Origin of the sequence: Rhodanobacter sp. Root561, from assembly GCF_001427365.1 — a bacterium.
Classification (GTDB): Bacteria; Pseudomonadota; Gammaproteobacteria; order Xanthomonadales; family Rhodanobacteraceae; genus Rhodanobacter.
Map to the genome: position 1 here is coordinate 848,853 of NZ_LMGH01000001.1, position 11,718 is coordinate 860,570.

The following is an 11,718-nucleotide window of genomic DNA, read 5'->3' on the forward strand; positions in this document are numbered from 1 at the left end:
CTCACCCGACCCGTCCACATGACCAAGCCGCAACTCCTGATCGACACCGATCCCGGTGTCGACGACGCCCTCGCCATCCTGATGGCTTACGCCCATGCCGATCTGGCCGGCCTCAGCATCGCCGCGGGCAACGTGGGCCTGGGCCACACCGTGCGCAATGCGCGCACCCTGGTCGACTTGGTGGGCATGACGACGCCGGTCTTCGCCGGCTGCGCCATGCCGCTGGTGCGCGCACCGGAAGAAGACGCCGCTTTCGTGCATGGCCAAGACGGTTTCGGCGACGTGGGTTTCGCCGAACCCGCCGCCACGGTGTCGACCGAGTCCGCGGCGCTGGCGCTGTTGCGCCTGACCCGCGAGCGCCCCGGCGAGTTGACCCTGGTGGCGTTGGGCCCGCTGACCAACCTGGCGCTGGCGCTGCGGCTGGACCCGAGCCTGCCCGAACGGGTGGCGCGACTGGTGGTGATGGGTGGTGCGGTCACCGGCCACGGCAACACCGGCAAGGTGCCGGCGGAATTCAACATCGGCTTCGACCCCGAGGCGGCCCACGTGGTGTTCGAGGCGTTCCCGGCATTCGACCTGGTCGACTGGGAAGCCACCCTGCGGCACGCCTTCGACGATGCCGAGTTCGACGGCTGGCTGGCCGCCGGTGACCATCGCGCGGATTTCTTCGGGCGGATCGTGGCCACGGCGCGTCGCTACAACGCCAGGCACGAACGCACGGGACTGGTCGCCGCGGACGCCCTGGCGATGGCCGTCGCGCTGGACCCCTCGATCGTCACCCGCTGTGAAAAGCGGGCGGTGGCGGTGGAGCTGGATGGTCGCCTGACCCGCGGCGCCACCGTGGTCGACTGGACGGCGCGGCTGGGCCGACCGGCCCAGGCGAACATCGTGCTGGAGGTGGACCAGGCCCGCTTTGCGGCGATGGTGAAGCGCGCGCTGGGCGTTCCGGCCTGATCCGCGGGTGGGGGCGACTTGCGCAGCCAGGCGCATCCTCGTTACAATGCCGCTCTTTTCACCACCGCTTTAGAGCCAGCCATGAAGCCTGATATCCATCCGAATTACGTCCCGGTGGTGTTCCAGGACCTGTCGTCCGACTTCTCGTTCCTGACCAAGTCGACCATGTCCAGCAAGGAAACCATCAAGTGGGAAGACGGCAACGAGTACCCGCTGATCAAGGTGGATATCTCCAGCCATTCGCACCCGTTCTACACCGGCAAGCAGAAGACGCTTGACGTGGGCGGCCGCGTCGACAAGTTCCGTCGCCGTTACGCGGGCTCCGTCAAGGAGTAATCGCCGGTTGCTGCGGGCCGGTCGCTGCAGGCGCCTGGCGCCGGTCAGCAGACCCGATCGCCAACGCGGTTCGAAGACACGGGGCAGGCGCAGGCCTGCCCCGTGTCTTTTCGTGTCCGGCATTCGACCATTCGCCATCGAATGCGCGCGTGGCCTTGTGCGATAATGGCGGGTGAGCTGACGCCAAGGCGTTCGTTGCTTCGGCTGTTTTCCCCGGCCGCCGAAGCCAGGCATTCCGCACAGGACGGCATCGCCCATGGCGATGCCGTCCTGTGATGACCCACATGCAAGGAGATTTCCGTGTCCGATCCCAAGATCGTCAAGTTGGTGGATGAGTCGACCAGTCGCAGCAGCGAGCTGCCCCTGGTCAGCGGCACGCTGGGACCAGCGTGCATCGACATCGCCACCCTGTACAAGGACACCGGCCACTTCACCTACGACCCGGGTTTCGGCAGCACCGCCAGCACCAAGAGTGCGATCACCTACATCGACGGTGACAAGGGCGTGCTGCTGTATCGCGGTTACCCGATCGAGCAACTGGCGGAGAAGTCCAGCTTCCTCGAGGTGGCCTACCTGCTGCTGAACGGCGAGCTGCCCAAGGCGGACGAGTTCGCTGCGTTCGAGCATGATGTCTCGCATCACACCATGCTGCACGAGTCGCTGAAGAACTTCTTCCAGGGCTTCCATCACGACGCGCACCCGATGGCGATGCTGGCCGCGGCCGTCGCCTCGTTGTCGGCGTTCTACCACGACGACCTCAACGTCGATGATCCGGCCGACCGCAAGCTGGCCGCGATCCGCCTGATCGCCAAGATGCCGACGATCGCCGCGGCCTGCTACCGCTATTCGATCGGCTGGCCGTCGCGCTATCCGCGCAACAACCTCGAGTACGTCGACCGTTTCCTGCACATGATGTTCGAGGTGCCGAGCGAGCCGTTGCAGATGAATCCGGTCGCGGCCAAGGCGCTGGACCTGCTGTTCATCCTGCACGCCGACCACGAGCAGAACGCGTCGACCTCGACGGTGCGCCTGGTCGGTTCCACCGGCGCCAATCCGTATGCGTCGATCGCCGCCGGCATCACCGCGCTGTGGGGCCCGGCCCACGGTGGTGCGAACGAGGCCGTACTCAAGCAGCTCGAGGAAATCGGCAGCCCGGACAACGTCGAGTCGGCGATCCTGCGGGCCAAGGACAAGAACGACAGCTTCCGCCTGATGGGCTTCGGCCATCGCGTGTACAAGAACTTCGACCCGCGCGCGAAGATCATCCGCGAGATGTGCCACAAGGTGCTGGCCGAACTGGGCGTGAAGGATCCGCTGCTGGACGTGGCGATGAAGCTGGAAGAGGCGGCGCTGAAGGACGAATACTTCATCGAGCGCAAGCTGTATCCGAACGTCGATTTCTACTCGGGCATCATCTACAAGGCGCTGGGCATTCCCACCGAGATGTTCACCGTGATGTTCGCCATCGCCCGCACCGCCGGCTGGATCGCGCACTGGATCGAGCAGCATGAAACGCCGGGATCGCGGATCGGTCGCCCGCGTCAGGTCTATACCGGCGCCGACGTGCGCGACTTCGTGCCGACGACGAAGCGCTGAGTATCTGCGGTTGAAAAAAAGCCCCGGCCATGGTCGGGGCTTTTTTCATGCGGGACAGATCGCTTCAGCGCAGGGCGGCGCTCAACTGCTGCTCGAAATCGTCGGCGGGATCTTCCGCCAGCAGCAGTTCCACCTGGGTCAATGACGCGCGCCGCATCGGCCGGTCGTCGGCACGATCCAGTGGCGCCTGGCGCAGCGCGTCGCGCGGCAACACCGTGAGGTCGAACGGCAGTTCGTCGGCGGCGAACAGCAACACCGGATATTCCGGCTGATCCTCGTCGCGGCCGTAGCGCAGCCGGCGCACCTGGGTATCGAACGGCACGCCGTGTTCGCGCAGGTAGAGCATCACGGCCTCCGGATCGTCGCTGTAGACGTGCAGGCACACGGCCGAGTGGGCGTCCGCCGTGCCTTCCAGCACCGCGCCGACCAGGCGGGGTTCGAAGGCGGCCAGGAAACGCATCGCGTCGAGCGCCGCCTCCCGGCGTTGCCGCAGCAGTTGCGGCTGGCTGTCGCCGAGGAACAGGCGCTGGTGTTCGCGCAAGGCCTGCTCGATCTCCTGGTTGCGGGGCAGCGCCTGGGTGTCGAGGATGCCCAGGCGTTCCGCCGCCTTCAGCTTGGCGTGGTGGAAATCGCGGATGCCGTGCTCGCTCATCAGCCGCGCCGCTTCCTGGGCGATGCGGACACGGTTGCGTTGCAGGCGGTCATGCGTGTGGATGCGGTGGTGCTCGCCTCGTGACATGGACAGGGCGCTCCTCATCATGCGGTAACGGCAGCTTCCGTTGGGCGGGCCGCTGCCGGCGAGGGTTCAGAAGATGTCGTAGGCGTGTTGCTGGTCCTGCTCCTTCTGCTGGGCGGCCTGGCTGCGCAACCGGTCGACGTCTTCCACCTTGAAGATTTCGCTCATGGCATCGGGATCGCCCGCGCCGGAGGGCAGTCCGCTGTAACGGTTGATCATTACCGTACTGATTCCCGGCGGCATCGGCAACGTGCTGGACGGCTGGTCCTTGAGCGCGCTGCCCATGTAGGACATCCAGATCGGCAGCGCCGCCTTGGCGCCGAACTCGCCCCGGCCGAGCGAGCTGTAGTCGTCGAAGCCCACCCACACGGCGGTCGACAGCTCGCCGTTGAAGCCGACGAACCAGGCGTCGCGGTGGTCGTTGGTGGAGCCGGTCTTGCCGGCCAGGTCGTCGCGTCCCAGCGCGCGGGCGGCCGAACCGGTGCCGCGCAGGATCACGTCCTTCATCAGCGACACCATCAGGTAGTCGTTGCGCACCTCGATCACGTGCGGCGCCAGCACCGGGGCGTGCGCGCCGGCGCCGTGCGCATCGGCCGGAAGCACGGCTTCGCCCACGCCGTCGACGCTGCTCGACTCGGCCGGCTCGCCGGCTTGGCTGGCCAGGTTGTTGGCTGGCGTCGGATTCATGTCGGCTGGCGGCGGGCCGGGCGGATTGGTGTCCAGCAGGCGCTCCTGGCAATTGCGGCAGGCGCGGGCCGGGTTCGCCACGTAGACCGGCGTGCCGTTGCGGTCGTCGATCTCGTGGATGAAATACGGCGTGACCAGGTAGCCGCCATTGGCGAACACGGCGTAGCCGCGAGCCATGCTCATCGGCGACACCGAGGCGGTGCCCAGCGCCATCGACAGGTTGGCCGGGATGGCGTCCTGCGAGAAACCGAAGCGGGTCGCGTACTCGCGCATGAAGCGCACGCCGATGGCGTCGAGCAGGCGCACCGAGACCAGGTTCTTCGATTGCACCAGCGCCTCGCGCAGGCGCATCGGACCGGCGAACTTGCCATCGTCGTTGGAAGGCGTCCAGATGCCGTTCGGTCGCGATGGGTCGGGCAGGGCCAGCGGGGCGTCATTGATGATCGAGGAGGGCGTAAAGCCCCGCTCGAACGCTCCCGAGTACAGGTACGGCTTGAAGCTGGAGCCGGGCTGGCGGGCGGCCATGACCGCCCGATTGAACTTGCTGCGGACGAAGCTGAAACCACCGACCAGGGCCTGGATCGAGCCGTCCTCCGGATTCACCGAGGTCAGCGCGGCCTGCGCGGCGGGGATCTGCGCCAGCTGCCATTCGCCCTTGTCGTCGCGGGCCAGGCGGATGATGTCGCCGCGCTTGAGCACGGCATCGACCCGCGTCGGCGTGGCTCCGACCCGGTCGTCGCTGATGTGCGGGCGGGCCCAGCTGAGGGCGGCCAGGTCAAGAATCGCGCTTTCGTGGCTGGACAGGTAGACCGTCGCCTGTCCGGCGTCGCTGGCGGTGACGATGCCCGGCTGCATGCCCGAGATGCTGCCGTAACTGCCCAGCAGGTTGTCGAGATCGGCGTCGCCCGCATTCGCCGGCAGGTCCTGGTGGGCTTCCGGGCCGCGCCAGCCGTGGCGGCGGTCATAGGCGATCAGCCCTTCGCGCACCGAATCCACCGCAGCCTGCTGACGGCCGCTCTGCACCGTGGTCTTCACCACGTAGCCCTCGGTCAATGCGTCGTTGCCGAAACGGTCGAGCACCTGCCGGCGCACCATCTCGGCCAGGTAGGGGGCGTCCACCTCGATCGGTTGCTCGTGCGGGAAGGCGTGGTTCGGTTCGGCGATCGCCTGCTCGTAGACGGCCTTGGTGATGTAGTCGTGGCGCAGCATTTCGCCCAGCACCCAGTTGCGCCGCGCAATCGCCCGCTTCTGCCCGTTGATCGGATTGACCACCGAGGGCAACTGGAAGGTCGAGGCGATCAGCGCGCACTCGGCCACGCTGAGCTGGTCCAGGGTCTTGCCGTAGTAATACTCCGCTGCCGCGGCCACGCCGTAGGAACGATGGCCGAGGAACATCTTGTTGAGGTACAACTCGAGGATCTGGTCCTTGCTCAGCTCGTGCTCGATGCGCAGCGCGATGAAGATCTCGGTGAGCTTGCGCGAATACAGCTTCTCGGGGCTGAGGAAGAAGTTGCGCGCCACCTGCTGGGTGATCGTCGAGCCACCTGGCCCCTTGTCGCCGCCGGTCACCACCACATGCCAGCCGGCACGCGCGATGCCGTGCCAATCCACGCCGGGGTGGTGGTAGAAGTCGGCGTCCTCGGCCGAAAGCACCGCATGCTTGAGCCGGTCGGGCACCTTCTCGATGTCCACCGGGATGCGCCGCGTCTCGCCGAAGCTGGCGATCAGCTTGCCGTCCGCACTGACCACCCGCAGCGGTACCTGCATGGGGTAGTTCTTCAGCTCGGCCACCGAGGGCAGCCGGGGAGAGATCAGCCAATACGCCACACCAACCGCGATAACTGTCAGGAGCAAACCGGAAAAGGCCAGGAGCAGAGCCCAGCGCAACAAGCGTTTGAAAATTTGCATGGTGTGGAGATAGCGAGACCTGAGTCAAAACATGGCAGAGTATAGATGTAGCAGTATTCCCCGCATGAGGCGTGGTTTGCCAAAGCTCGAACCGGCCCGCCGAAGCAAGGGTCGAGCCAAGAAGGGGTTTCGCCTAAATGTGGCCCGGATCACGCCAATCACTTGAGAAAGTTTCCGTAGACCGTTGCCATTGCATTAATTTTTCGATTTAATGCCACTGCGCACCCCGCCAGGTTTCTGGCTACGGGCGTCAGCGGCAAGGGGGAAACACCGTGGGGCTCTTTACACCGAAGAAGCCGGCGCTGATTGGTGTCGACATCAGTTCGACTGCCGTCAAGCTGCTGCAGCTAAGTCAGGCGGGTGGCCGTTATCGCGTTGAGCACTACGCGGTCGAGCCACTGCCGCCGAACGCCGTGGTCGAGAAAAACATCGTCGAGATCGAGGCGGTGGGTGATGCGATTCGTCGCGCGCTGGCACGCTCGGGCTCCAAGCTCAAGCACGCCGCTGCGGCGGTGGCCGGCTCCGCCGTGATCACCCGCATCATCCCGATGACCAGCGAGTTGTCCGACGACGATCTGGAAGGCCAGATCCAGGTCGAGGCGAACCAGTACATCCCGTATCCGATCGACGAAGTCAGTCTCGATTACGAGGTGCTCGGCCCGGTCCGCGACAACCCCGACATGAACAACGTGCTGCTGGCGGCCTCGCGTACCGAGAACGTCGACATGCGGGTGGCTGCGCTGGACCTGGGCGGGCTCACCGCCGCGGTGATCGACGTGGAGGCGTTCGCGATGGAGAACGCCTTCGCCATGATCGCCGACCAGCTCAATGTCAGCCGTGAGGCGCTGGTGGCCGTGGTCGACATCGGCGCCACCATGACCACCCTGTCGGTCCTGCGCAACCAGCGCACGATCTACTCGCGCGAGCAGGTCTTCGGCGGCAAGCAGCTGACCGACGAGATCATGCGGCGTTTCGGCCTTTCCTACGAGGAAGCCGGCCGCGCCAAGCGCAAGGGCGGCCTGCCCGAGTCCTACGAGACCGAGGCGCTGGAGCCGTTCAAGGAATCGCTGATCCAGCAGATCAGCCGCCTGCTGCAGTTCTTCTTTGCCGGCAGTGAATACAGCAAGGTCGACCAGGTCGTGCTGGCCGGTGGCTGTGCCTCGATCGAAGGCCTTGGTCCGATGCTCGAAGAGCAGCTCGGCGTGCCCTGCGTCGTCGCCAATCCGCTGGCCCGCATGTCGCTGTCGCCTCGGGTCCAGGCGCAGTCGCTGGCGCAGGACGCCCCCGCGTTGATGATTGCGGTGGGCCTCGCCTTGAGGAGCTTCGACTGATGGCACACGTCAATCTACTTCCGTGGCGCGCCGAGCGACGCAAGCAACGCGAGCGCGAGTTCTACATGCAGTTGGTTGCCGCCTTCGTGGTCGGCATTGGCGCGTTGCTGGTGTGGATGTTCTGGATGGACCAGCGCATCGACAACCAGAATGACCGCAACGCCTACCTGCAGACCGAGATCAAGCAGCTCGACGTGCGCATCGCCAAGATCAAGGAGCTGGAGAAGGTGCGCGAGCACCTGCTGGCCCGCAAGCAGATCATCGAGCAGTTGCAGGCCGACCGCTCGCAGATGGTGCACCTGTTCGACGAACTGGTTAAGACGATCCCGACCAGCGCCCGCCTGACCGGACTCAAGCAGAGTGGCCAGTCGATGTCGCTCGACGGCGTGGCGCAGTCCAACGCCAGCGTGGCCGAATACATGCGCAACATCGAAGTCTCGCCGTGGATGGGCCATGCCGACCTGCGCCAGACGCAGAACACGCATGATGCCTCCCGCATGCCCTACTCGTTTGGCCTGAACGTGCAACTGAGCAAGCCGAAAACCGACGAAGTCGACCCCACCAAGACGCCGTTGCCGCCCGCGGGCAGCAGCTCCAGCGCCGCGCCGGCCGTACCGGCACCGCTGGGTGCGGCGGCCAAGGCGGTGACCACGCCCGCGGCCCCGGTGACGCCGGAAGCCAAGCCGGTCAGTGCGCCGGCTGCGAAGGGAGGTGTCTGATCATGAGTTTCCTCAGTGATATCCAGAACCTCGATCGCAACAACGTCGGTGGCTGGCCGCAGTCGGTAAAGATTTTCTTCACCACCTTCCTGTTCGGCCTGGTGTTGCTGGCCGGCTGGTACTTCGTCATCAGCGACCAGCAGGACAGCCTGAATTCGCTGGCCAGCAAGGAAGGTTCGCTCAAGCAGGAATTCGCCACCAAGCAGGCCAAGTCGGTCAACCTCGAGGCGCTGCAACAGCAGCTCGACGAGATGCAGGACATGCTGCGCCAGTTGCTGCGCCAGCTGCCCAGCAAGACCGAGATGCCGGAGCTGCTGACCGACATTTCGCAGACCGCGCAGTCGGCAGGCCTGGAGACCGACCTGTTCCAGCCCGGTCCGGAGACGCCGAAGGACTTCTACGCAGAGCGACCGATCGCCCTGAAGTTCAGCGGCACCTACCACCAGTTCGGCACCTTCATCAGCGGCGTGGCTTCGTTGCCGCGGGTGGTGATCCTCACCCTGCACGACGTGTCGCTGACACCGAAAGCTACGGGCGACAAGGGCGCGAACGGGCAACTGGTCCTGCAGGGCACCGTCAAGACCTATCGCTACCTCGATGACGATGAGAGCGCGGCATCAGCCAAACCCGCGGGCAGGAACAGGGCGGGGGGCCGGAAATGAACAAGCAGACATTCATCAAGCCGGCACACGCCGCACGCTTCGCGCTGATGCTGGGCGCCGTGCTGGTCCTCGGCGGCTGCACCCGCGGCATGTCCGACCTGCGCAGCTGGGTTGCCCAGGAAAAAGCCAAGAAGGGCGCGCCGATCCAGCCGTTGCCGGTGATCAAGACCTTCGAAACATTCAAGTACGACGACCAGGATCGCCGTGACCCGTTCAGCCCGAGCACGGCCGAGCTGGACAACAACACCGCCAACACCGGTCCCAGGCCGGACGCCAACCGCGCCAAGCAACCGCTTGAGTTGTTCGCGCTGGACAGCCTGAAAATGGTCGGCACGGTCGGAGCGGGCGGCAGCATGGAAGTGCTGGTCAAGGACCCGGGCGGGGTGATCCACCGCGTCCATGTCAACGAGTACATGGGTCAGAACTACGGGCATATCACGGCGATCAGCGAAGACCATATTGATTTGGTCGAGCTGGTATCCAACGGTAATGGTGGCTGGATGGAACGTCCTGCCAGCATCGCGCTCGACGCGAAATAGGTAGACAGGGGCTGATGCAATGAGCAACCAAATCCAATCCGTGCGGGGCCGTGTCATGCGCCATGCAAGCCGTTACATGCTGATGGGCCTGCTGATCGCTGGCGCCACCTGGACCAGCGCTGCGATGGCAGCCACCACCACGCTGAAGAACATCAGCTACGACGCACTGCCCGGTGGCAGCGTGGAGTTGCACATGGACTTCGGCAATGGCCCGGTGCCGGATCCGAAGATCTTCACGACCGGCAACCCGCCGCGCATCGCGGTGGACTTCGCCGACACCGACAACGCGGCGCCGCGCCATCTGGACATCGGCAAGGGCTCGACCTCGGGCGTGTCCGCCGTCTCCGCTGGCGGTCGCACCCGCGTCGTGGTGGAACTGATGCGTGAGTCGAGCTACCGCTCGCGGATCGACGGCAACAGCCTGATCCTGACCGTGAACAACGGCAGCACCGACCAGGCGGTGACCACCGCAGCCACGATCGACCCGACCAAGGCCCTGCCGTCCTCGTCGAACGGTCCGGCCATCTCCAACATCGACTTCCGTCGTGGCCCCAACGGCGAAGGTCGCGTGCTGATCAACTTCAGCGGCAGCGGCGCCAACGCCGAAATGACCCGCAGCGGCGACAAGGTGCTGGTCACTATCGATCACGCCAACCTGCCGGCCAACCTGGCCCAGCGCCTCGACACGCTCGACTTCGCCACGCCGGTGCAGTCGATCGTCACCCGTACCGGCAACGGTGGCGGTGCGCGCATGGAGATCGCGGTCAAGGGCAACGTGGAAACGTCGGCCTACCAGACCGCCGACCAGTACGTGGTCGAAGTGGCGCCGAAGAAGGCCGACGCCAAGCAGGCCCAGCTGGGCAAGCTCGACCAGGAGCCGAGCTACAACGGCAAGCGCGTCACCTTCAACTTCCAGGACATCCCGGTGCGCTCGGCTCTGCAGCTGATCGCGGACATCTCCGGGCTCAACCTGGTCGCTTCGGACAGCGTCGGCGGCAGCGTCACCCTGCGCCTGGTCAACGTGCCGTGGGACCAGGCACTGGACGTGATCCTGCGTGCCAAGAGCCTCGACAAGCGCCGTAACGGCAACGTGGTCTGGGTCGCCCCGCAGGCCGAGCTGGCCAAGTACGAACAGGATCTGGCCGACGCGAAGCTGAAGGCGCAGGACACCGCCGAGCTGGTGACCGACTACGTGCCGATCAGCTATGGCAAGGCTTCGGACATCGCCACCTTGCTCACCACCGGCAGCAAGCAGGGCCAGGGCGGTGGCGGCAGCAGCAGCGGCAGCAACACCCAGCGTGGCTTCCTCTCGCCCCGCGGCAGCGTCTCCTTCGACGTGCGTACCAATACCCTGCTGCTCAACGACACGCCGGAGAAGATCCGCCAGTTGCGCGAGCTGATCGCGGTGCTGGACAAACCGGTGCAGCAGGTGCTGATCGAATCGCGCATCGTTGTCGCCACCGACGACTTCACCCGTGAACTGGGCGCGAAGTTCGGCATCAGCGGCAAGCAGACCAACCCCAGCGGCCAGGTGCTGCAGCTCGGCAGCGGCGTGCCCAGCGCAATCGGCAACAACAGCGCCCCGAACACGGTCGGCTCCGGTGGCCTCAACGTGAACCTTCCCACCAGCCTGAAGGGCGGCAGCTTCGGCCTGGCCATCCTCGGCGCGAACTATGCGCTGGATCTGGAACTCTCCGCCGCCCAGACCGAAGGTCGTGGCGAGGTGATCTCCAGCCCCCGCGTGATCACCGCCAACCAGCAGGAAGCGGTCATCCGCCAGGGTCAGGAAATCGGCTACGTGACGTTCCAGAACAGCGCCGGCGGCGGCGCCGGCAGCGGCACCGCCACGGTGCAGTTCAAGGACGCCGTGCTGGAACTGAAGGTCACCCCGACGATCACCGCCGACAACCGCGTCTACCTGATGATCAACGTCAAGAAGGATGCGCTGGCCGGTTACGTCGATGCCCCGGGAAGCGGCAAGATCCCGACCATCGACACGCGTGAAGTGAACACCTCGGCCCTGGTCGACAACGGCCAGACCGTCGTCCTCGGTGGCATCTACGAGGTCAACAAGTCCAACACCATCACCAAGGTGCCCGGTCTGGGCGACATCCCCGGCATCGGTGCCCTGTTCCGCAGCACGTCGCGGGTCAACACCAAGGCCGAGCTGCTGATCTTCGTGACGCCGCGGATTCTCAGCGATACCTTGCAGTAAGTTCTGGCAGCACCACGAAAAGAGGCGGCTTCGGC

The 11,718-nt window shown here is 65.5% G+C and carries 10 protein-coding genes; 8 read left to right on the forward strand and 2 right to left on the reverse strand.

The features are described 5' to 3' along the window. Window positions 1–18: 18 nt before the first annotated feature. The 3 genes from ASD55_RS03640 to ASD55_RS03650 all read left to right on the forward strand — a co-directional run bounded on the left by ASD55_RS03640 (window position 19) and on the right by ASD55_RS03650 (window position 2,886). Complete coding sequence (locus ASD55_RS03640) at window positions 19–954, forward strand: nucleoside hydrolase (protein WP_056763786.1); 936 nt, start codon at window positions 19–21, stop codon at window positions 952–954. A gap of 81 nt (window positions 955–1,035) precedes the next feature. Next, window positions 1,036–1,290 (forward strand): type B 50S ribosomal protein L31, encoded by a 255-nt coding sequence (locus ASD55_RS03645; protein ID WP_007807226.1) that lies wholly within the window; start codon window positions 1,036–1,038, stop codon window positions 1,288–1,290. Window positions 1,291–1,590: 300 nt separating this feature from the next. Further along, a complete protein-coding gene (locus tag ASD55_RS03650) occupies window positions 1,591–2,886 on the forward strand; it encodes a citrate synthase (protein WP_007807225.1) in 1,296 nt (431 codons plus the stop codon). 64 nt (window positions 2,887–2,950) lie between these two features. Here the strand turns inward: ASD55_RS03650 and ASD55_RS03655 are convergent, their stop codons facing one another. Together ASD55_RS03655 and ASD55_RS03660 are read right to left on the reverse strand one after the other, a co-directional pair. Next, complete coding sequence (locus ASD55_RS03655; RefSeq protein ID WP_056763788.1) at window positions 2,951–3,625, reverse strand: hypothetical protein; 675 nt, start codon at window positions 3,623–3,625, stop codon at window positions 2,951–2,953. A gap of 66 nt (window positions 3,626–3,691) precedes the next feature. Further along, window positions 3,692–6,217: a penicillin-binding protein 1A gene (locus ASD55_RS03660; protein ID WP_056763790.1), complete on the reverse strand. Its 2,526-nt coding sequence runs from the start codon at window positions 6,215–6,217 to the stop codon at window positions 3,692–3,694. A 272-nt stretch (window positions 6,218–6,489) separates the two neighbouring features. Between ASD55_RS03660 and ASD55_RS03665 the strand changes: the two genes are divergently transcribed. The 5 genes from ASD55_RS03665 to ASD55_RS03685 are packed head-to-tail and all read left to right on the forward strand — an operon-like array spanning window position 6,490 to window position 11,683. After that, complete coding sequence (locus tag ASD55_RS03665; RefSeq protein WP_056718462.1) at window positions 6,490–7,548, forward strand: pilus assembly protein PilM; 1,059 nt, start codon at window positions 6,490–6,492, stop codon at window positions 7,546–7,548. Further along, on the forward strand, window positions 7,548–8,267 hold the full coding sequence (locus ASD55_RS03670) for a PilN domain-containing protein (RefSeq protein WP_056718461.1): 720 nt from the start codon (window positions 7,548–7,550) through the stop codon (window positions 8,265–8,267). Before ASD55_RS03665 ends, ASD55_RS03670 begins: the two co-directional genes overlap by 1 nt. Before the next feature lie 2 nt (window positions 8,268–8,269). After that, a complete protein-coding gene (gene pilO / locus ASD55_RS03675; RefSeq protein ID WP_056763792.1) occupies window positions 8,270–8,929 on the forward strand; it encodes a type 4a pilus biogenesis protein PilO in 660 nt (219 codons plus the stop codon). Further along, on the forward strand, window positions 8,926–9,468 hold the full coding sequence (locus ASD55_RS03680) for a pilus assembly protein PilP (protein ID WP_056718459.1): 543 nt from the start codon (window positions 8,926–8,928) through the stop codon (window positions 9,466–9,468). The genes pilO and ASD55_RS03680 overlap by 4 nt, the downstream gene beginning before the upstream one ends. 55 nt (window positions 9,469–9,523) lie before the next feature. Then, window positions 9,524–11,683 carry a type IV pilus secretin PilQ gene (locus ASD55_RS03685; protein ID WP_056718458.1) on the forward strand — a complete coding sequence of 720 codons (2,160 nt, stop codon included), beginning with the start codon at window positions 9,524–9,526 and terminating at the stop codon, window positions 11,681–11,683. The last annotated feature ends 35 nt before the right edge of the window (window positions 11,684–11,718 follow it).

Coding starts and splice junctions, on each gene's coding strand:
- ASD55_RS03660 (WP_056763790.1), bottom strand. CDS start 6,217: ATGCAAATTTTCAAACGCTTGTTGCGCTGGGCTCTGCTCCTGGCCTTT.
- pilO (WP_056763792.1), top strand. CDS start 8,270: ATGAGTTTCCTCAGTGATATCCAGAACCTCGATCGCAACAACGTCGGT.
- ASD55_RS03685 (WP_056718458.1), top strand. CDS start 9,524: ATGCGCCATGCAAGCCGTTACATGCTGATGGGCCTGCTGATCGCTGGC.
- ASD55_RS03670 (WP_056718461.1), top strand. CDS start 7,548: ATGGCACACGTCAATCTACTTCCGTGGCGCGCCGAGCGACGCAAGCAA.
- ASD55_RS03655 (WP_056763788.1), bottom strand. CDS start 3,625: ATGTCACGAGGCGAGCACCACCGCATCCACACGCATGACCGCCTGCAA.
- ASD55_RS03645 (WP_007807226.1), top strand. CDS start 1,036: ATGAAGCCTGATATCCATCCGAATTACGTCCCGGTGGTGTTCCAGGAC.
- ASD55_RS03640 (WP_056763786.1), top strand. CDS start 19: ATGACCAAGCCGCAACTCCTGATCGACACCGATCCCGGTGTCGACGAC.
- ASD55_RS03680 (WP_056718459.1), top strand. CDS start 8,926: ATGAACAAGCAGACATTCATCAAGCCGGCACACGCCGCACGCTTCGCG.